This is a genomic window from Bacillus sp. DX3.1 (genome assembly GCF_030292155.1).
Lineage (GTDB): Bacteria > Bacillota > Bacilli > Bacillales > Bacillaceae_G > Bacillus_A.
Map to the genome: position 1 here is coordinate 947,773 of NZ_CP128153.1, position 20,894 is coordinate 968,666.

Genomic DNA, 20,894 nt, shown 5'->3' on the forward strand with positions numbered 1-20,894 from the left:
CATTTTTTTGAATATATGATTATTCTATCTATTTTACATAAAAAATAGGATAGCATGTTCTATATTGAACATGCTATCCTATTATCATTTTAGTATGGTTAAAAATTTGGAAAGGCATTTTTTTTACTTGCGTGAGAATCCTTCTTCATCAAGATACTCTGCAGCTTCTGGATAAGAATTAAATGTGCCGTCTAAGTTTACACCAGCGTATACATTCCACATATCATCTTCTTGCATAAGAGTGAGGATATGTCCATCTTCATTATGCCACTCTTCTTCTGCAGCAGGTTTAATTGGTGCTATTTCTTCTTCTGGTTCTTGAGAAAGAAGCTCGATAGATTTTTCAATTAATGAACGTAGTTCGTCTGCTGAAAATTCGCGGATGTTGACCATACCTTTATCATCTGTCTTATAGCCGCGAATTCCGCTAGCATATACGAAGCCATTTCCATTCGGATGTAAATGATATACAACGTTCTTTTTATCTGAGTGACTTTCTTCAAAGTGAAAGTTTACACGTTTTAGTGATACGTTTTTTCTTTCTAATTGTGGGAAAGATTCGATAATCGTTAATTTTTCTTCAAAAGTTAGCATATTGCCTCCGATATATAGTAAGAGATTTAATTTGTTCATTATAGCACAGTCATCTATATTTCCAAAGGTAGATATGTGATCAGTTTTAAATATGAACGCGTTTTCTTCACGATACTGTAAAGAGTTTATATGGAAAAGCGGTGACGAACTCATATTTTCTCGATACAATGAAGTTTGGACATTATATAGAGGTGGTTTTTTTTATGATTCAAAAGATAGCAAAAGAATGTTTAGCTGGTTTTACAGTTGCGATTGTCGCAATGCCACTCGCAATTGCATTTGGGATTGCGGCGACGGGAACGTCTGAAGGTGCTTTGGTTGGATTGTATGGTGCCATTTTTGCAGGACTATTTGCAGCGTTATTTGGTGGTACAGCAGGGCAAGTAACAGGACCAACTGGTCCAATTACAGTCATTGCGACAGGCATTATCGCAAGTTATGGATTAGAAGCGAGCTTTATCGCATTTATGATGGCTGGCTTGTTTCAAATCTTATTTGGGGTATGTAAGCTAGGATCTTATATACGCTATATTCCGTATTCCGTTGTTTCGGGATTTATGAACGGGATTGCACTCATTATTATTTTAGGTGAAATGAAGCATGTAAAGAATAGCTTTTTACTTGTTCTTTTAACAATCATCGTTATGCTTCTTTCAGGGAAATGGATTAAGGCGATTCCAGCGAGCCTTGTTGCACTAGTTGGGGTAACGGCTGCATTACCATTATTTTCTCATTTACTAGAGGGGCTTACCATTCAGTTACCGTTTATGGGAACGATTTCTCTTAATAAAATGATTGAAAAAATTGGAGAAATCCCGGAAGCGATACCTTCTCTTCATCTCCCAACTTTTAGCGAATATTCCGTACTTGAACTTATCCTCCCGGCGCTTAGCATCGCATTATTAGGCTCCATTGACTCTTTGTTAACATCCGTTGTTATGGACAATGTAACAGGCACACGTCATAAAAGTAATAAAGAGCTCATTGGTCAAGGGTTAGGGAATATTGTTAGCGGCTTATTTGGAGGTTTAGCAGGGGCAGGTGCAACAGTAAGATCGATTGTGAATATAAAAAGCGGCGGAAAAACAGCATTATCAGCTTCTATGCATAGTGTCATTTTATTTGTCTTTATTATGGGACTCGGCGCTGTTGTACAATATATTCCACTTGCAGTATTGTCAGGTATTTTAATTTTAACAGGTATCGGAATGTTTGATTGGGACAGCATGAAGAAAATGCATGTGGCACCAAAAGGTGATGTGATTGTGATGCTTTTAACAATGATTATTACGGTGAAATTTGATTTAATGATTGCTGTTGCATTTGGAATTCTTCTTTCCTTCGTCTTGTATGTTGTGCAGTGTAAAGAACGAAAAGCTTCTATTATAAAAGAAAAAGATGCAACGTATGTGATTCAAGGACCACTTTCCTTTTTATCTGTCGATCGTATTTTTGCTTCACTACAAGAAGCAAAATCACATATGACATTGCGTTTGAAGGATGTACATTATATGGATGCTTCAGGAGCGATGGCACTATTAAACTTTGTCGATCATTCGGAGAAAACAGGGACAAGTGTAACACTCGAACATGTACAGCCGCATATTAAAAAGACGCTTCTTACGTTGGCAAATGAGGGACAGCGTGAAAAGTTACAAATGGTGAAAGAACAGTAGAATTGTAATAGGAATAAAGCGTCAATCTGCAAAGGAAGGCGCTTTTTTTCAAACAGAAGGGAGGATAAAAGTCCAACGTATCCTTCCCTTTCTTTGCTTTTTTAACTCATTATGCATTTTGCGGAACGATTAAATGACGTGCGATATATAAACACATTTCTTTTTCAAATTTGCTGTATGTATAGAAGAAAATTTCGAGATCTTCTTTTTGATAAATACGTGTTGGATCTCCCTGTTGATACTGTTGTAATCCGAGTACAAGCTTCGCGGTTTCACGTACGACAGCAAATGCTTCTACTTTTGTATCGTCAATTGTGTTCCCATTTTGAAGCATCTCATTGAAACTAGCAGTTTTTGGGTGCAATGCCTTGTCAGATAGTGCTTATATTTGTGGTTCAAGTGCATTAATCTCATCAACAAGTAGTTCATATTTTTTAAGCTTACGCTTTGGTGAATCCCCTAATATTTTTTGAACGAATATTTATATCCCTCTTACTGAAAATAGCCTCATTGCTTAGGAAAATAGTTTTTTAAACCAGTGTATGATTGGTCTAATAATTTCTATATAAATCCAACGGACAGGTATGTATATGAAAAACTTCCAAAGCCAGCGGATAGGATGAAATATAAGATAAACCCACAGCCATTTGATTCCTTTAAACAGAATGGTTACTGCAATTCTACAATAGTTTAGAACTGGTAGAATCACCTCTGTATAAAACCAGCGTAGCCCATATCTCCATAATAAGAATAAAGGATAGTAAATGATGTAGTATAGAAAGGGAAATAGAAGGTTATGCCAAACAAAGTGAACAAGTGGAACTAAAATCTTATTCCAAGCGTACATACAGATAGGAAGTAGGACATGGAACCACAACCAGCAAAAAGGAATCTTAAATAGATAGTGCCAAATTGGCTTCAAGAGTGAAATCCATATCCACTGAAGAATAGGGTGGATGAATGTATTCCATAGCCATTGAACTGGTAAGGTGACTACATAGGTCCAGATGAATTTTAAAATTTGTAAAGCAAGATAAAAAGGAAAGTACAGGATGAAAACTATACTTCGTAGTATATACTTCAGAATTGATGTCAATTCTAGCAAAAAACTCACATCCTTAAGTTAGATAATCTCCTATAATTCTATAAGATTGTGAAACATGTTGTCTATTTGTTCCAACCATAATACTGTCTTACATTGCTAAAATTGTTGGAATCCCGTAGTATATTCTAGAAAAAGCAGTTGTTTTCTTGCATTATAATAGGAAATATGTAAATTTCTAAGTCTATTAGACAGAAAATTAAGAAAAAAGAAGGATTTTGTAACTCCTTTCTATAATTATATAAGTATAATCTTTAGAAGAGGGAGAGGAATATATATAATGGAAGTAACAAGTAAAACAGAATCTGTAGTTGTACAATATGAAGGGCGAGTAGCGACGATTATGATTAATCGTCCAGAGGTGTTAAATGCGTTAGATGAACCTACAATGCAAGAACTATTAGCAAAACTGAAAGAAGTAGCAGAAAGCTCCGTACATGTCGTTGTATTGTGCGGGAATGGTCGTGGCTTTTCTGCAGGTGGAGATATTAAATCGATGCTTTCCAGCAATGATGAAAGCCGCTTTGATGGTATCATGAACACCATTTCTGAAATTGTTGTGACATTATATACGATGCCGAAGCTTGTTATTAGTGCGATTCATGGACCAACAGCAGGACTTGGCCTGAGCATCGCTTTAACGGCTGATTACGTGTTGGCAGATCATTCATCTATCATTGCAATGAACTTTATTGGAATCGCTTTAATTCCAGATGGTGGTGGTCATTACTTCTTACAAAAACGCCTCGGTGAAAATAAGGCGAAACAACTCATTTGGGAAGGGAAGAAGCTTTCTGCAAGCGAAGCGCTAGAGCTCGGTTTAATTGACGAAGTAATCGGTGAAAACTTCCAAGGTGCTGTAAAACAGAAAATCAATGAATGGTTACAAAAGCCAATTCAAGCGATGATTCAAACGAAACAAATCTTATGCGAAGCCAATCGTTCTAATTTAGAGCAAACGTTGCAGCTTGAAAAACGCGGACAATTTGCGATGAGAAAAACAGCCGATCATAAAGAGGGAATTGCTGCATTTTTAGAGAAGCGTTTACCGGCGTTTAAAGGGGAATAATAGGGAGAAGGTGTTAACACGATCATAAGTGTTAGCACTTTTTTAGATAACGAGGGAAGAGATGAAGAAAGAAAGCAAAAGAAGAATTATATTTATTATTAGTTCATTCATATTTATCTATTTCGGTTTGCATAGCACACCAACTCTTGCAGTTCGTACAGCATTATTTTTTGAAGGGCATCCAAGTGTCGCTGTGAAAGGAGAAATAACAAAGGAAAGAAATCTACAGAAAGAAGCAGTACCTGCAGCTTATCAAACATTGTACGGGGAGGAGAATAATGAACCAGAACACTATTTTTTTCCGCACGTACAAGCGCATGGAACAGGAATTGATATGATCAGTGCATGTGTGAGGAAGCAGTGGTTATTCTATAAAGCAGAGCTAGGATGCTACTAAATATAGAAAGAAGATATGCTATAGTATAAGTATGATATTTTGGTGGAGGTAGAACTATGTCAACTTATAATAAGCTAGTCAGAGATCGTGTTCCAGAAAAGATTTTAATGTCTGGAAAAACATATACATCGAAAAAACTAACGGGTCAAGCATACATACAAGCGTTATCAAAAATCGGAACGGAAGAAATTCGTGAGTTCGCTTCTATGAAAGACCGTGAGCATGCGTTAGATTCACTTGCAGATGCGCTAGAAGTTATTATGGCACTCGCGCGTGCAGAAGGGGCAACATTTGCTGATGTAGAACGTATCCGCAAACAAAAAGAAGCGGACAGAGGTGGGTTTCAAAGAGGAATCTACTTGATGGATGTTTCTGAGGAATAGTTTGATAGATTGTATACAAAACCTCCATCGTTATAAGTGGAGGTTTTCTAGTGATTCCGGTATACTGAATATTAGAAAAATAAAGTAGGGGGAACTACATTGGCACATCATGCAAAAGAAACGATGGAACTGATTAGGCAGCTTGTTTCCATTCCAAGTCCGTCTGGAAACACAACGAAAATCATTAACTTCATTGAAAACTACGTAAAAGAATGGAATGTAGAAACGAAGCGTAACAATAAAGGCGGTTTAATCCTTACATTAAAAGGAAAGAACGACGCACAGCACCGTCTATTAACGGCTCACGTTGATACGTTAGGTGCAATGGTAAAAGAAATTAAAGAGGATGGCCGTTTGCGTTTATCGATGATTGGCGGATTTCGCTGGAACTCTGTCGAAGGAGAATATTGTGAAATCGAAACATCTGGCGGAAAAACATATACAGGCACAATCTTAATGCATCAAACATCCGTCCACGTATACAAAGATGCTGGTGAAGCGAAACGCGACGAAAAGAATATTGAAGTTCGTATCGACGAGCGTGTATCTTCAGCGGATGAAGTTCGTGAACTAGGTATTGAAGTAGGCGATTTCGTCTCATTTGACCCGCGCGTTCAAATTACAGAGAGCGGCTACATAAAATCACGCCATCTAGATGACAAAGTAAGCGTGGCAATCTTACTAAAATTAATTAAAAGATTACAAGACGAAAACATCACATTGCCATATACAGCACATTTCTTAATCTCTAATAATGAAGAAATTGGTTATGGTGGTAACTCTAATATCCCAGAAGAAACAGTGGAATACATCGCAGTTGATATGGGAGCACTTGGAGATGGACAAGCATCAGACGAGTACACAGTATCCATCTGTGCGAAAGACTCTAGCGGTCCATATCACTATGGCTTACGCAAACATTTAGTTGAACTTGCGAAAGCAAACAATATTGAGTACAAAGTAGACATTTACCCATACTACGGATCCGATGCATCCGCAGCAATCCGTGCTGGCGTGGATGTGAAACACGGATTAATCGGTGCAGGCATTGATTCTTCTCATGCATTTGAGCGTACACATGAGACTTCAATTGCACATACAGAGGCACTTGTGTTTGCGTATGTATTGTCTGCATTAATTGAAGAATAATAGGTGAATCGCGTTTTATATAAATACAAATTAAAAAACCGACAGAAAACCCTTCTTTTTAGGTGGGAGAGAGCATCCGTTCATGCATAGAAGCGGTCAGATCCTTTTCCTGCCCCATGCGAAGTGAAAACAAAAAGAGAAAACGAGTGCAGGTCACCTTTTGTTATCCATAGCCGCGGCTTATATGTCGAAAAATCAAAATGGATTTATATAGTATAGAATGATGAACGAGGAGAGTGATTGGTATTTACATACTGATCACTCTCCTTTTTAGATTAATAGTATCAGTATGTACAGGATTTAAGGATTCATTGTAATTGTCCTGAATTTTTTGCACCAGAACCATGTATTGAAATCAATAAAACAAATAACAACAATAAGGAAAGGCGGATTAACTCCGTTTTTTCTTTATTTTCTAAAGGACCTGCTCACTTCTCATTGAAAAACATAAAGTAATGTAAATCCGTTAAACAGTCAATTACTCACTGGTTTTATCTCCTTATGAAAAGGAGGGAATAATATGGGTCGTGGAGTTGGTTGCGATGGCTTCGGTGGAGGATTTGCTTTACTGATCGTGCTATTCATCCTGTTAATCATTATTGGATGTAGTTGTTGGGGCGGCGGTGGAGGATTCGGATACTAACCAAGAAAAAAGGCACTCATCTCGAGTGTCTTTTTTTGTATATATAAAGTGAAACTTTTATCAGTGGGGGTTTTCTTCATCCCACACTGATAATTAGTTGAACCAATCGGGCTTTTACGGGCAGTTATCCTCCACCTATCTTCTTTGTTTCTCTCTGAATCTTGAGGTGGGGGTTTTACTGCCCGTTAATGCGGGATAAATACAAATTAAAAAACCGACATAAACCCCTTCTTTTTAGGTGGGAGAGAGCATCCGGCCATGCATAGAAGCGGTCAGATCCTTTTCCTGCCCATGCGAAGTGAAAACAAAGAGAGAAAACGAGTGTAGGTCACATTTTGTTATCCATAGCCGCGGCTTATATGTCGAAAAATCAAAATGGATTTATATACGCATAATAATTGTTCTCTGTATACGCAGTTTTATAGTATTACCCCACTAAAAAAAGAGTTTTCTCTATAACCATAGTGAAAAATATCTATACTAAACATTAGCAATTTTCCGTATAAAGATTATCAATTTACTATATATCCCATTAATGATAACGTTATTTATGAAGAGGCTTTCTTGTTTCTTGATTTATCCCTAATCAAATCCTTTGACTCAAATCATGATTCTCCCAAGGTCATGAGCTCTCAACAAAAAGCACTCATTTGAGTGTTTTTTGTCTTTGATACAAAAAGCCCCACAATTAAGTAGGGCTCAAAAGTTGAACACTTTGTATGCTCACCTTGATCCTATTACATGAATGATCTACTAGCAAAACAGTAAAATTGAAAAAGACATTTTTAACAGAGGGTTTTCCTGATCATATCGTTTCTTTATTTCTTTTTTCTAATTTTTTCTCTATTTTCCATAAAAATTTCCAGAACAACAATGAAAATAGCCAGAACAATAAAATAGGAGAAAAATCATAAAGGAATGTTAAAAATGATTCCTCTTTTAAACCTAATACGTTTACCCCAAAATTAGTATAAGCAATCCACATATCAATCATCTTGATTGTTGCCTTGAAAGTAAACCATAACCCAATTGGTGAAAATATTAATGCAATGATTACAATAAAGACTATCCAACCATTCCCCTTATATCTATCCATACACTATCCCCTCTTTAAAATTTCACATATTATATCTGATTGGTAAAATAAGTTTTAGAAATAGGGAAAAGTTTATCACTTACCCACCTAAAAAACAATATTGAAACAAAATACCACTCTTTTTAGGTGTAAAAATCATAAACATATCCCTCCCTAACACTACTCATTTTACCATATTATTCAAAATCTACATAAACCACTTCACTAATTATGTAAGAAATAGTAAACATATTATCAAACATCTTACATGCTTTTTTAGAGTAGTAGTAGCAGTATTTTTCAAGTTTTAGAGATTACTTGCAAGTGACTTGAGGTTTTTGCACTAGAGCCATTAGGAATAAGAGCGCCAAGTGTATTGGATACATAAGTTTTAGTTTGCAATAACAAGTCAACAATGAAGAGGGAAGCTATAATAGATTTTATTTGAAGCCTGTGATATCATTTAACTTTATATAGAAAGAGGACGTGAGTGATAGTGATTACAATTAAAATACCTAGACCTGATATTACAATTACGAAACAGAAAGATCCGGAACTAAGTAATATGTATGGGTTTACTGATTTTCACCTAATTCCTAGAGATAAAGGTGGAATCTTTATGTTTTATAACAACAAGAATGAATTAATGTTTGTTGGTAAGGCAAGAAAATTAAGACCAAGAATTAAAAAACATTTTGAAGATACTGTATCAGTAATCAAAGACCATAGAGATGCTGTAAGCAAAATTGATGTTTGTCTTGTAGAAAACGCGATGGAAAGAGAAATTTATGAAACATATATCGCTAATAAACAAAAGTCGAAATATAATGTAGACAAAGTGTTCTTTAAATAAGTAAAAGCTCATAAAAAAGGACTAATAAAATGAGACAACCTTGCCTCGGCTTATTAGTCCTTTTTTACCGCTTGCAACGTTACGTTGCACAATGATACGGATATCGTTTGAGAGAAAGAACAATTTGATACGATAAAGGATGGGAATAGATTGGATAATCATAGCCGAACACCGGCGTTTATATATACGTATGCATTCCGCGAGGATGAACGCTCTTTATGTTACATGGAGATGCGCTCGCTTTTTGGAGTCGAGTCTCAATTTAACATTTTGAAAAGTACAACTAAAATCGATCCGAGCCGAAGCCCGTTTATTAAAGAGCGGATTGAAGTGATGTACGAAGGAGATGACTTGTCAGATATTTTGAAGCAAGTAGAACAGATTGATTTGTCTGGATCAACGTTCAAAGTCATCTTCGTTAAAATTAATGATCTCGATGAATCGGAAAAAATAGAATATGGGGAACGACGTGTAATTGAGCGAGACATCGGCATGCATATTGAAGGTGAAGCTGATGTGCATCATCCAGAGCGTGTATTTGGCATAGTTACTCTTGGGGGACGTTGGTATTTCGGAACATATATTGAAAGCGAAGCTGTTTGGTTTCATCACGTGAAAAAACCACGCAGCTATTCTACGTCACTGAGCACACGTGTAGCGAGAGCGGTTGCGAATATCGCTGTTCCAAATCCTGATGGAGTCAGGGCGATTGATCCATGCTGTGGCATTGGAACGGTATTGGTGGAAGCACTCTCTATGGGCATTGACATCGTCGGCCGTGATATAAACCCTCTTGTCGTAATCGGATCAAGAGAGAACATTGCACATTTCGGGTTCGAAGGAGACGTAACGGTAGGACCTATCGCAGAAGTCACAACAAACTACGATGTAGCGATTATCGATATGCCGTACAATCTATTTACACATGCAACACCAGAAGATCAGTTCTCGATTCTCAAGCACGCGCGCCGTTTCGCGAAAAAAGTGATTGTTGTAACCATCGAAACAATGGATCACATGATCGAAGAAGTTGGATTTGAAATCACAGACCGCTGTGTAGCTAAAAAAGGGAAATTTTCTCGGCAAATTCTTGTTTGTGAATAGGGAAGTAAGGGAAGACCAATGGGTGCATTGGTCTTTTTTTGTTTACTTTTCATTTTTAGTGGAACAATTTCACTTTGAAGGTAAGGTAGAGTGGGATATGGACACGAATAAGCACGGTAAAATGCGCTATTACTTATATAAAGGCGTGCAAAAAAGGACATCGCGGCAAAATGGAGGATATTAGCGCAAAAGGCCGAGGCGGCAAGGTCGGAAGCGGTGTATCCGGTGGAGAAGAGTCACTATCTTCATTATTATTTGCGCTTGCTTTACTGCAAACAATTGAAGCATCCCCTAGCTGTTATTGAAATACAGTGAAAGTTACGTATACGATACATTAAATAGAAAAGAATTTCTAGACTAATAACTAAAAGAAGGGGGCAGGTTCATTTGAACTGCCTCTTCTTTCTTTCATACATGTTTATCTGCCTGATCCAGCAGGTTTGCCAGTATCATGCTATTCTCTTGATCCGCATCGTATTGTACAATATCGTCATACTCAAATAGTTCAAATCCTTCACCAAATTCTTGTTTCATGAATTCCATAAATTCTCTAATGTTTTCTCCAACTTCTTTATTACGGCGAAACTCCATCATAATCGCCCTAAACCTGTGCGGAGGAATGTCGCATTTAATATGATAAGATTTGCTGATACTAAAAGAATCCCCTGAATCGTATAAGCTGTATGTATACAACAGAAATTCAGCCCCCTTCTTACATGATATGTATATCGTTCCATAATTGAATAAAATTCATCCATCCTTATGAATTGTTACAAATCATTGTTAAGCCAAAACGAGGGCTACTCCAGTTTAGGTAGCCTCTTTTTGTGTAGGGGAGGATTGTCGAATGGTCGATATCCTATGTCGAATCGCCGATATATGGTGAGAAACGGTCGATATATTTTGAAAAGCGCTGATATATTTGAAGAAACGGTTGATATCGTTTTATTGATTGATAGGGATAGATTATTTTTGATTTTTTTCTTGAGTCATTTTTTGCTCTTTATTTTGTTAGGTAAAGTAATGACAAATGTAGTTATATTATTTTCACTGGTAACATCAGTCCGACCCTTGTGCAATTCCACAAATCTCTTGACAACAGCTAAGCCCAATCCAGTGCCAATATAATCTTTTTGTACAGCTTTTGCTCGATAAGAATGTTCAAAAATCTTATCAATTTCATCCTTTGGTATTTCTACGCCTCTATTTCTTACGGTAATTTGAATACTTGTTTCATCCGAAGACAATCCAATATAAATCTTTTTTGGTTCAAACGAATACTTCACCGCATTTTCCATAAGGGAATCTAATATTTGAAGGATATTCTCATACGGAATACATGTGAAGATGCCCTCTTGTATGTTTTGTTCAAAGATAATGTTTTCGTTATCTGTTCTTTTTCTAGCCATGTAGTGATAAATATGACCAGACAAATCATAATTTTTCTCATTTTCTGTTTGTATTTCTTGTAATTTTGACAATGTAATAATCTTATCTGTCATAGAGGCGATTCGCTCAACTTGTGTGTTAATAATATCGAGCCGTTCTTCTACCTTTTTTTCATTTTTAAATCCGAACATGCGGAAATAATCAACGGATTGCTGTATAGATGTTAGCGGCGTTCGTATTTGATGTGTAATTTCACGAGCGCTTTGCTGTTGAGACTGTACCGCTTTTTCCGCTCGGTCCAAAATAATATTCACTTCATGCGCTAATTTACTTAGATAGGGATTATTACTTGGATGATGAGAAATTCTTTCATGAAAATTAGCTTTGTTTACATGAATTAACTTTTTTAGTGCTTTATTTAACGGTACAAATAGGTCTCTCGTTGCAAAAATCGCCGCTAAAAAAGCTGCTACATAAACCACGATAATAGAACTAATAAATTGAAATAGAATGGTTTTCACACGAAAAAAAAGTGCATTCTCAAGATTAAGGTAACTCGCAACTGTTCCTCGAAATTCAGGATAGTCATACATTCTTCCTACACGAGTGAACCAATGCCCCTGTTCTTTTATAAACTCAATTTTATAATCTTTTTTATAAAAGCCATGCTTCGATAAATACCTATAGTTTGCTACAGTCATATTTGTCAATGCGTGAAAGAATGGATTGGTTCTTCTAAAATTAAGACCTTTCCATTCAATACCACTCATGAATGGCTCATCCTCGTGATGAAGAAGATTGAACCTATCGGTGTATAAATGAACCGTTTGTTTATCTATGTTGTGTATAGCTAAAAGAGATACATCTCCCGTCATCCATTGAAAATGCTTATCTTTTGTTTTTTGAGACATAGCACTATCAGGAACGCGTAGGAGATCCGGCGCTACTTCAACCATCATCGTTTGCCAGCGATGGTGATTGGTTAATACTTTATTCATTTCATTTAGCAAAAGAATCGGGAGTCGTATCATGCTTACAACAATAAAGACAATGGAAACAAAGAGTGCAATTCGAAGGGATAATCGAGAGTATAAACGAATAGGACTAGCTTCCTTAGTCTTCAATGATATATCCTACCCCTCGTACAGTTTTTATATAATCAGATGAGATCGTCTCGCGTAATCGCTTAATCGATACATCAATTTTGTTTTTGTCAGAATCTGATATATCGTCGTATCCCCATACTTCTTTGGCTAATTCCCCGCGTGAAACCGCATGGTTTTTATTTTTAAGTAAACATACAAGGATGTCGAACAGTGTAGGGCTTAGATGAACCAACTGTTTCCCTACCGTTACTCTACGACTGTTTAAGGATATTGATAGATCTTTGTAAGACAATAAGCCGGTATCATGCTTTGAAGATTTTTCCAATCTTCGCACCACTGTTTGAATTTTTGCAATCAATACAGATAAATTATAAGGCTTTGTAATATAATCTTCCGCCCCCGAATACAGCCCTTGTGTAACATCTGTAGGATCAGCTCTAGCAGTTAGGTACATATATGGAATATTCTTTTTTTCATTTACCATTCTAGCCACGTCAAAACCAGAAGACAATAAGCCATGTTGGGCATAAGTATCCAGCGTTATATCTAAAAGCATTAAGTCATATTCGTTTTCTAGCGCGGCATCGTATGTGTCTTTAGCATTATTAAAGTAATCCACCTCAAATGATGCCTCTTGTAACATCTCCTGCAAAAAAGATCCAATCTCCGTATCGTCATCCAAAATTAATAATCGCATATTCTCCACCTCTATTTTAATTTTTTACAATGAGGCGAAAAATATTTATCTCCTGAATGGATTAAAAAGATTTAGGTTTGCCTTTTTAAGATGACATAATTCTTACAATCCTGTCAGAAAACATTCACCAAATGGTAAGTGGTGACTCTCTGCCTATCATGGTTTAATAAGTCTTGTGACAACAATAACAACTAATTGCTATGATGTTTTTGTTGGAGGGAACTCCTGCTATACAAGAGGATTTCCGTACATCATGAAGGGAGAATAAATGTTTCATGACAACTAAATTTGAACATGAAGCATCAGAACAACAGGTGATTATACCAAACCAATTTGAGTTTAAAGAACCGCCTGCACATAAGTTCTTGCTTTATCCATTAGGTTTAGCTATGCGGTTAAAATTAACTTCTAATGATGCTTTGCTTCATGCTTATCTAGTTGATTGCAAACTATGGGCATTATCTCCTAACAAACAAAACAAACACTTAGGAGGAAAAATAAATTTTGAGTAAAATTAAAGAAATGTCTACTGGTAAGAAGGTTGCTTTAGAATTGGTTGTAGGATTGATATTGTTGGTAATAGTTATTAAAGCATTACCTGCTTTGATTCTAGGTGGAATTGGTTATGTAGCATATAAGAAACGTTGGAAGAAGTTAGGCGTTACATTTATGGTAATTGGTGCACTAGCTTTTGTAGGAAGTCTATTACCTAAAGATGAATAGGCTGTTGCAACAGAATCTAAGCAAGCAGTTGTAGAGAAAGAAAAGCCTAAAGAGGAAGTTAAAGAAAAACCTAAAGAAGAACCTAAAGAAGAAACCTAAAGAAGAACCTAAAGAAGAAACTAAAGTAGAGGAAAAGGTTTACGGTATTGGTGAAGCAGTTAAAGCAGGCAATTTTGAATTTGTAATTAATGGTGTTAATGAAACAAATAAATTATCTAGTGGAAATCAATTCATTAAAGATGTAACTACTGAAGGAAAGTTACTCGTTATTGACTACACAGTAAAAAACTTAGATACAAAAGCTAGAATGATGGATGGTAACTTATTCAAACTTAAAGGCAATGGTGCTGAATTTGAACCGATGAATAAAGCAGAGGTTATGATGATTTTAGGGGATAAGAACTTATTTTTAGAAGAAGTTAATCCTCAAATGTCTCGTAGCGGTAAGATTGTGGTTGAAGTTCCTGCTGACTTAAATGCTTACAACTTAAAATTATCCAGTGGTTTAGGTTGGTCTGGTGGAGAATACGCTACAGTTAAATTAAAATAAGGGATTGGGTAATCTATTTAGCCCCCTAATGAATTTGGACACCTGTTAAGAGTGGTTTTATACTTAAGGTAGCCAAAAATGAAGGGGGCTTTTTGATGCAAAGAAGAAAACATTCTGTAGAATTTAAACAACAGGTGGTACAAGAGGCGATTGATACCGGAAATAGAGCTTTAGTGGCAAGGCGTTATGAACTTAGCCCTAACCTTGTAAGCAAATGGGTGAAAGCTTTTCAAGAAAGCAGATCTTTAAATACTTCCAGTGTTCAAAGAGGAGTTTCCCCTTCAGGACTTAAAAAACTAGAGGCAGAAAACGACCAGCTTAAAAAGTTATTAGGCGAAAAAGACCTAGAAATTTCTATTCTTCGTGACGTGCTAAAAAAGAAGAACCCTCACTTACTGAAACGCTTGAAGTAGCGGACGAGTGGATTGCGAAAGGCTATTCTGTGCGCAAAGTCTTAAAGATAAAAGTTGAAAATTAACGAAATGCGGATTTGAGGTGAGAGAATTTTCTTACCTCAAATGAAATATTGAGTAATTCTATGAAATAACGAGTTAAGAGTAGTATGTGTCCAAAATTAGGGGGTTAATCCGATTCTATTGACCAAGGCTTTATGTATGGATGGAGTTTTCAGGATATAGATGGTCATTTTGGAAGGTATATATAAGGATGAAAGTGTAGTCGATTAAGATCAACACTACCATGGAAGAACGAAAAAGCTTCCATCATCTGTGGTGCCGCACCACGGCATGGGTGGCTAACGAGTGCGATAGTTGAAGTTCCATGGAGTTGCTGCGGCAGCTCTTTTTTTATTGTGCTAGCGGGAAAGAATGTCTTCTAGTAGATTTGTTGCTTTTTAAGAATATCTAGGCTTATTCCTGTTAGTAGTTAGTTCGATTTAATTACTGAATTTAAAATAAAAGTTGAATATTCAGTCTTTTTGTATTATTATTAGCTTATTATCGGATGACAGTGATTAGCCTCCCTGCAAGCCCGGATATGCTTTCTTTCAATTAAATAGAGGATGATTGGCTTCTTTCCACTTGAACTTCCTTAGCAGGAAGACGAGCCATAGGGATAGAGACAGTAAAATCCAATGTAGCTCTGTACATTGTTTTTCTGGCTCTTTTTATTTTTCCTATAAATAGGGTGAGTATTACATGTGCTTATCAGAAGGTTCATTTATAGGTGGGTTTTAAGAAAGCGTTAACAATAATGATCGATGTTTAAATCTTATGTATGTTCACTCTAATAGAAGGATTTATGAAAATAAATACTTATAGGTTGGTGATGTTTTTGGTTAAAGCAAAAAAAGAACTACAAAAAGACTTGAAAACCAGGCATATAACAATGATTTCAATTGGTGGGGTTATCGGGGGCGGCTTATTTGTAGGAAGTGGGACAATTATTCAATCAACAGGCCCAGCTGCAATCTTGTCCTACATTATAGGTGCTTTAATGGTGGTACTCGTGATGCGGATGCTGGGGGAGATGGCTGCGGTAAACCCTGATAGTGGTTCTTTCTCGACATATGCTCATAAAGCAATTGGACCTTGGGCAGGGTACACAATCGGTTGGTTATACTGGTTCAATTGGGTCATCATTATAGCAATTGAAGCGGTATTGTTAGGTGTTATGATCAACAATTGGTTTCCTTCCATACCAGCATGGTTAGCGAGTTTACTTATGATTGTCCTCATGACGACTACGAATATCTATTCAGTAAAGTTATATGGAGAGTTTGAATATTGGTTAGCGTTTATCAAAGTTGTAGCGATTCTTGCATTTTTAATTTTAGGAATTTCTATGATTTTTGGAATTGTTCCTGGTGTAGATAGACCGGATTTTTCTATCCTCTCTGAAAACGGAGGCTTTTTTCCAAAAGGGATTGTGCCTGTATTGCTGAGTGTTGTATTTATTTCTTTCTCTTTATCGGGGAGTGAAGTAGCTGCTATTGCGGCCGGAGAATCTGAAAATCCAGAGAAAAATGTTATAAGAGCAATTAACAGTGTTGTATGGCGTCTTATGATTTTCTTTGTAGGCTCTGTAACGATTTTGGTTATTTTTATGCCGTGGAACAATGCGTCATTATTGAAACTGCCATATGCAAGTTTATTTCAGATGGCAGGAATCCCTGCTGCTGCGGAAATTATGAACGGGGTTGTGTTTCTATCTTTGCTTTCGGTTCTGAATTCTGGAATATACACGAGTTCTCGCATGTTATTTTCACTTGGTAAAAAGGGAGACGCTCCTCTTATTTTTTCAAGGTTAAACAGTAGAGGTACACCAATTTGGGCGATATTTGCAAGTATAGTATTTGCATTCATTTGCGCCATGCTAAAGTTTATATCTCCTGATAAATTATTTGCTTTTTTAGCGAATAGCTCTGGTGGCGTTACGATGCTTATGTATATGTTTGTTGCAGTTTCTCATATTCGATTAAGAAGAGAAGCTGAAAGAGAAGACCCAGGAAGACTAAAGGTGAAAATGTGGTTATTCCCTTATCTCACGTACGCAACACTTGCTATGATTATCACTATATTTGTTTCACAAGCGTTTATAGCGGATATGCGTATGCAATTTTATATGACGATTTTAGCTACTGCCCTAGTAATAGCATTCTATTTTCTAAGAGTTAAAAATAAGCAAGTATCTATAAAGGAAGATGGAACAAATTTAGATGATTTTACGATTATAAAAGACTCGGGAATTGGTTTAGAGAAGGACTAAGTAGCATTTAACACAAAAAAATGAAAAAGGGGTATGTTCCATGTTAAAAGAAAAGCAAGATATTATAACTACAAAATCTGATCGTTTACATGAAAGAAGAAACAATGCAGTGCCTGCAGGTCCATATAATATTACGCAGTTATATGTTCAATCTGCAAAAGGAGCGGTTATTACTGATATAGATGGTAACGAATTAATAGATTTTGCAGGCGGGATTGGTATGCAAAATGTAGGGCATTGTCATCCGAAGGTAGTACAAGCAATTCAAAGCCAAGTGGAATCTTCTATTCATAGTTGTTTTCATGTAGCACCATATGAAAGCTATATTGAATTGGCTGAAAGACTGAATGAATTAACACCAGGAGATTTTAAGAAAAAAACAATGTTTGCAAATAGCGGAGCTGAAGCGGTAGAAAATGCTATAAAAATCGCTAGGAAAGCTACTGGGCGCAGTGCTATCGTTTCGTTTGAGCGTGCATATCACGGACGTACACTCATGACAATGTCTCTTACAAGTAAGGTAAAACCTTACAAGCATGGATTTGGCCCGTTTGCACCAGATGTATACAAGCTACCTTATCCGTATTATTACCGTGCGGAAGACGGCATGACGAAAGAAGAAGTAGATGGGCAAATTTTAGCGTATTTTGAACGTTTTCTGTTAGAAGAGGTGGCAAGCGATAATATTGCTGCTATTATTTTGGAACCGCTTCAAGGTGAAGGTGGATTTATTGTCCCAACTGCTACTTTTATACAAGGAGTAAGAAACCTTTGTGATAAATATGGAATTATTATGATCGCAGATGAAATTCAAACGGGCTTTGCTCGTACAGGTAGTTTATTTGCAATGGATCACTTTGGCGTAGCTCCTGATTTAATGACATTTTCAAAATCAATTGCTGCAGGTATGCCGCTTAGTGCTGTGACAGGAAGAGCGGAATTAATGGATGCACCTGGACCAGGACAGCTTGGCGGTACTTTTTCAGGGAGCCCGGTTGCTTGCGCGGCTGCTCTAGCTGTTTTAGATGTAATAGAAGAAGAGAATTTAGTAAAACGTGCCGGGGTAATCGGTAGTCGTATGATGGAAATATTCAATAGCTGGAAGGATAAATATGAATTAATTGGAGATGTGAGGGGCCTTGGGGCAATGGCGGCTATCGAGCTTGTAAAGGATCGAAATACGAAAGAGCCGGCAACGGAAGAAGTGAAAGCAATTATGCAAGAAACACATAACAAAGGTTTAATCACAATAAGTGCTGGTATTTATGGAAATGTACTTCGTTTCTTACCGCCGCTTGTTATAACAGATGAACAGCTTGAAGACGGGCTAGCGATTCTTGAAACTGCGATTGCTAAGCTATCAAAATAAGAAACAATGATGGAGGTGAGGGAATGAGGTTCTTAAATTATATAAACGGTAAATGGATAGAACCATCTACTAATCAATATTCGAAAAACTATAATCCGCATAATGGAGAAGTGTTAGGTGAATTTCCATTAAGCTCAGCAGATGATACACAAGCAGCCATTGCATCAGCGAAAGAAGCCTTTCAAAATTGGCAAGGGTTATCGTTTCATGAGCGGGCGAGTTATTTATGGAAAGCAGCAGCGATTTTAAAAGAACACGTGACTGAAATCGGTCAAGATCTAACAAGTGAGGAAGGAAAGACACTCGCTGAAGGGATTGGAGAAACGAAGCGAGCAATCAGTATTCTTGAATACTATGCGGGGGAAGCGAATCAGCCGATGGGAGAAATGATTCCTTCCGCAAACCCGAAAACGATGCTTTATAGTAAACGCGTAGCTGTTGGACCAGTAGGACTCATTACGCCGTGGAATTTCCCAATTGCGATTCCGGCATGGAAATTGGCCCCGGCACTTATTTATGGAAATACAGTTGTCATTAAACCTGCTGAAATTACACCAAAATCAGTATATCATCTCGTAAATGCTTTCCATGAGGCAGGAATTCCTGCAGGAGTTATAAATTGTGTATTTGGGAAAGGTTCAGTAGTCGGAGCGGAATTAACAGAAAATCCTGATATAAAAGCGATATCCTTCACAGGTTCTAATAGCGTAGGCAAAACCATTCAGCAAACAGCGATTGCAAATGGGAAAAAGGTGCAATTAGAAATGGGAGGAAAAAATCCGCTCGTTATATTAAAGGATGCTGATATCCAGAAGGCGGTCGATATTACGATAAGAGGTGCATTTATGTCAACAGGACAAAAATGCACAGCGACAAGTAGGGTGATTATTGAAGAGGGTATTTATGAGGAATTTCGGAATGAGCTCCTATTACGCACAGAGGCTCTAAAAGTTGGAAATCCATTAGAACAGGATACGTTTATGGGGCCATGTGTTTCTAAGAACCAACAGCAATCTGTTTTATCGATGATTGAAGCGGGTAGAAAAGAGGCTTCCTTGCTTTACGGAGGCAGTGTACCAAAAGAAAATGAGTTGAAACAAGGATATTATATTTTACCGACTATTTTTGAAGATGTAGCGCAAGATGCACGAATTGCGAAAGAAGAAATTTTCGGTCCTGTTATTTGTTTGTTTAAGGTGAACAATTATCAAGAGGCTATTCACTTGGCTAACGATACGAAGTATGGACTCAGCGCATCTATTTGTACCAATAATCTTAGCCTTGCCCAGCAATTTATCGATGATATGGAGGTTGGCATGGTCCATGTAAACTCGGAAACTGCAGGAGCAGAACCGCAAGTTCCGTTTGGAGGAATGAAAAATTCTAGTGCTGGACCACGAGAACAAGGAAAAACAGCTGCAGAATTTTATACAAGAGTAAAGACCGTATATGTCGATCAAGTATGAGTTATAGAATTAACAATGCATAATAATGGGGGATGAACATGCGTAAAGGGACTTTTTTCATGGCAGGACATTCGAGGCTTCCAAAAGGAATGGCTGTACGCAGTGTCTATGAAACATTAACAATTACAATAGAGGCGGATCACAAATATCATGTCATTATCGAATCATCATGTACCCTTGCTACGGGACATGGGAGGGACTTTATTTCTCAAATTTTAAGAGGGCATAGTTTACGAGATGGTATTGAAGATATCATTCAAGAAATCTCCCATCATTATCAAGGGAAAGCACAAAATGCGATTATTAGCGCTTTAAAGGACTTGTACCGTCAATATACGAGTTATGTAAACGGTGACCAACCGCAGGAGGAATATGAGGAAACGACTCCGTAACAATAGCTTTTTGATGCAAAATAAAATCATAAAAACTGTCGAGTTTATTGCACTTTATTTTTTAAAGAGCGTTCATAAACGAGAGCCAGTTATGTTCCTGCTTATTTAGCAAGCGGAATATAACTGGCTTTTTTATTTTTACCAAATAAGGAGGCAGAGGAATGTCAAAATCAAATGAATTTCAAGGTGCAAAACAGGAAAAAACAAAAAGAGGATGTATGGAAAATGGTGCAGTGAAATCTTGTAAAATGTGTAAAATATGTGGGCGCAATAAAGCGGGTTTAGGATATACGACCGTTAAAATTGAAAAGTAAATGATAGAAACACATTGACAGTAAGAATATTTTGAATTATCATTTAATTATAAAATGATAAGATCCATACGAGAAATTAGCCTTCTCTATATCCGATCTTCATTTTCTGCTTTGCT

The 20,894-nt window shown here is 36.9% G+C and carries 23 protein-coding genes and 1 pseudogene; 18 read left to right on the forward strand and 6 right to left on the reverse strand.

The window, feature by feature from the left end; genetic code table 11:
* Positions 1–123: 123 nt before the first annotated feature.
* Complete coding sequence (locus tag QRE67_RS04655) at positions 124–594, reverse strand: hypothetical protein (RefSeq protein WP_286123749.1); 471 nt, start codon at positions 592–594, stop codon at positions 124–126.
* Positions 595–797: 203 nt separating this feature from the next.
* Here QRE67_RS04655 and QRE67_RS04660 point away from each other — a divergent pair, with 203 nt between their 5' ends.
* Positions 798–2,270, forward strand: coding sequence for a SulP family inorganic anion transporter (locus QRE67_RS04660; RefSeq protein WP_286123750.1), 1,473 nt, complete (start codon positions 798–800; stop codon positions 2,268–2,270).
* Between the two features lie 238 nt (positions 2,271–2,508).
* Here QRE67_RS04660 and secA2 read toward each other — a convergent pair.
* Positions 2,509–2,751: pseudogene (gene secA2, locus QRE67_RS04665) on the reverse strand (accessory Sec system translocase SecA2); the annotation flags it as partial.
* Positions 2,752–3,652: 901 nt separating this feature from the next.
* Between secA2 and QRE67_RS04670 the strand changes: the two are divergent.
* The 5 genes from QRE67_RS04670 to QRE67_RS04690 all read left to right on the forward strand — a co-directional run bounded on the left by QRE67_RS04670 (position 3,653) and on the right by QRE67_RS04690 (position 7,013).
* On the forward strand, positions 3,653–4,441 hold the full coding sequence (locus QRE67_RS04670; RefSeq protein WP_286123751.1) for an enoyl-CoA hydratase: 789 nt from the start codon (positions 3,653–3,655) through the stop codon (positions 4,439–4,441).
* 61 nt (positions 4,442–4,502) lie between these two features.
* Positions 4,503–4,838, forward strand: a complete 336-nt coding sequence (locus tag QRE67_RS04675; protein ID WP_286123752.1) for a YjcN family protein — start codon at positions 4,503–4,505, stop codon at positions 4,836–4,838.
* Positions 4,839–4,894: 56 nt separating this feature from the next.
* Complete coding sequence (locus QRE67_RS04680) at positions 4,895–5,221, forward strand: nucleoside triphosphate pyrophosphohydrolase (protein ID WP_286123753.1); 327 nt, start codon at positions 4,895–4,897, stop codon at positions 5,219–5,221.
* A gap of 99 nt (positions 5,222–5,320) precedes the next feature.
* Positions 5,321–6,370 (forward strand): M42 family metallopeptidase, encoded by a 1,050-nt coding sequence (locus QRE67_RS04685; protein ID WP_286123754.1) that lies wholly within the window; start codon positions 5,321–5,323, stop codon positions 6,368–6,370.
* Between the two features lie 520 nt (positions 6,371–6,890).
* Complete coding sequence (locus tag QRE67_RS04690) at positions 6,891–7,013, forward strand: YjcZ family sporulation protein (RefSeq protein WP_286123755.1); 123 nt, start codon at positions 6,891–6,893, stop codon at positions 7,011–7,013.
* An 805-nt stretch (positions 7,014–7,818) separates the two neighbouring features.
* Here the strand turns inward: QRE67_RS04690 and QRE67_RS04695 are convergent.
* Entirely contained in the window at positions 7,819–8,109 is a 291-nt protein-coding gene (locus QRE67_RS04695; protein WP_286123756.1) for a hypothetical protein, read from the reverse strand.
* A 475-nt stretch (positions 8,110–8,584) separates the two neighbouring features.
* Between QRE67_RS04695 and QRE67_RS04700 the strand changes: the two genes are divergently transcribed.
* The 3 genes from QRE67_RS04700 (at position 8,585) to QRE67_RS04710 (ending at position 10,350) form a co-directional block, all read left to right on the forward strand.
* Positions 8,585–8,941 (forward strand): nucleotide excision repair endonuclease, encoded by a 357-nt coding sequence (locus QRE67_RS04700; RefSeq protein ID WP_286123757.1) that lies wholly within the window; start codon positions 8,585–8,587, stop codon positions 8,939–8,941.
* A 150-nt stretch (positions 8,942–9,091) separates the two neighbouring features.
* Positions 9,092–10,045, forward strand: a complete 954-nt coding sequence (locus QRE67_RS04705; RefSeq protein WP_286123758.1) for a TRM11 family SAM-dependent methyltransferase — start codon at positions 9,092–9,094, stop codon at positions 10,043–10,045.
* A gap of 170 nt (positions 10,046–10,215) precedes the next feature.
* Complete coding sequence (locus QRE67_RS04710; RefSeq protein WP_286123759.1) at positions 10,216–10,350, forward strand: hypothetical protein; 135 nt, start codon at positions 10,216–10,218, stop codon at positions 10,348–10,350.
* Positions 10,351–10,453: 103 nt separating this feature from the next.
* Here the strand turns inward: QRE67_RS04710 and QRE67_RS04715 are convergent, their stop codons facing one another.
* From QRE67_RS04715 to QRE67_RS04725, 3 genes are all read right to left on the reverse strand, one after another.
* A complete protein-coding gene (locus QRE67_RS04715) occupies positions 10,454–10,639 on the reverse strand; it encodes a hypothetical protein (protein WP_286123760.1) in 186 nt (61 codons plus the stop codon).
* Between the two features lie 395 nt (positions 10,640–11,034).
* The gene (locus tag QRE67_RS04720; RefSeq protein WP_286123761.1) at positions 11,035–12,558 is read right to left on the reverse strand and encodes a sensor histidine kinase; all 1,524 of its coding nucleotides are present in this window, start codon (positions 12,556–12,558) and stop codon (positions 11,035–11,037) included.
* The gene (locus QRE67_RS04725) at positions 12,548–13,237 is read right to left on the reverse strand and encodes a response regulator transcription factor (protein ID WP_286123762.1); all 690 of its coding nucleotides are present in this window, start codon (positions 13,235–13,237) and stop codon (positions 12,548–12,550) included. Before QRE67_RS04725 ends, QRE67_RS04720 begins: the two co-directional genes overlap by 11 nt.
* Positions 13,238–13,512: 275 nt before the next feature.
* Here QRE67_RS04725 and QRE67_RS04730 point away from each other — a divergent pair, with 275 nt between their 5' ends.
* The 9 genes from QRE67_RS04730 to QRE67_RS04770 all read left to right on the forward strand — a co-directional run bounded on the left by QRE67_RS04730 (position 13,513) and on the right by QRE67_RS04770 (position 20,778).
* A complete protein-coding gene (locus QRE67_RS04730; protein WP_286123763.1) occupies positions 13,513–13,749 on the forward strand; it encodes a hypothetical protein in 237 nt (78 codons plus the stop codon).
* Positions 13,742–13,960 carry a hypothetical protein gene (locus tag QRE67_RS04735; RefSeq protein ID WP_286123764.1) on the forward strand — a complete coding sequence of 73 codons (219 nt, stop codon included), beginning with the start codon at positions 13,742–13,744 and terminating at the stop codon, positions 13,958–13,960. The genes QRE67_RS04730 and QRE67_RS04735 overlap by 8 nt, the downstream gene beginning before the upstream one ends.
* Positions 13,961–14,105: 145 nt before the next feature.
* Positions 14,106–14,510, forward strand: coding sequence for a DUF4352 domain-containing protein (locus QRE67_RS04740; RefSeq protein WP_286125186.1), 405 nt, complete (start codon positions 14,106–14,108; stop codon positions 14,508–14,510).
* Positions 14,511–14,605: 95 nt separating this feature from the next.
* Positions 14,606–14,923: a transposase gene (locus QRE67_RS04745; RefSeq protein WP_286123765.1), complete on the forward strand. Its 318-nt coding sequence runs from the start codon at positions 14,606–14,608 to the stop codon at positions 14,921–14,923.
* 874 nt (positions 14,924–15,797) lie between these two features.
* The gene (locus tag QRE67_RS04750; RefSeq protein ID WP_286125187.1) at positions 15,798–17,237 is read left to right on the forward strand and encodes an amino acid permease; all 1,440 of its coding nucleotides are present in this window, start codon (positions 15,798–15,800) and stop codon (positions 17,235–17,237) included.
* Between the two features lie 40 nt (positions 17,238–17,277).
* On the forward strand, positions 17,278–18,606 hold the full coding sequence (gabT, locus tag QRE67_RS04755) for a 4-aminobutyrate--2-oxoglutarate transaminase (RefSeq protein WP_286123766.1): 1,329 nt from the start codon (positions 17,278–17,280) through the stop codon (positions 18,604–18,606).
* 23 nt (positions 18,607–18,629) lie between these two features.
* Positions 18,630–20,072: an aldehyde dehydrogenase family protein gene (locus tag QRE67_RS04760; protein ID WP_286123767.1), complete on the forward strand. Its 1,443-nt coding sequence runs from the start codon at positions 18,630–18,632 to the stop codon at positions 20,070–20,072.
* A 38-nt stretch (positions 20,073–20,110) separates the two neighbouring features.
* Positions 20,111–20,464 (forward strand): DUF3870 domain-containing protein, encoded by a 354-nt coding sequence (locus tag QRE67_RS04765; RefSeq protein WP_286123768.1) that lies wholly within the window; start codon positions 20,111–20,113, stop codon positions 20,462–20,464.
* Positions 20,465–20,625: 161 nt separating this feature from the next.
* A complete protein-coding gene (locus QRE67_RS04770) occupies positions 20,626–20,778 on the forward strand; it encodes a hypothetical protein (RefSeq protein WP_286123769.1) in 153 nt (50 codons plus the stop codon).
* Positions 20,779–20,894 lie beyond the last annotated feature (116 nt).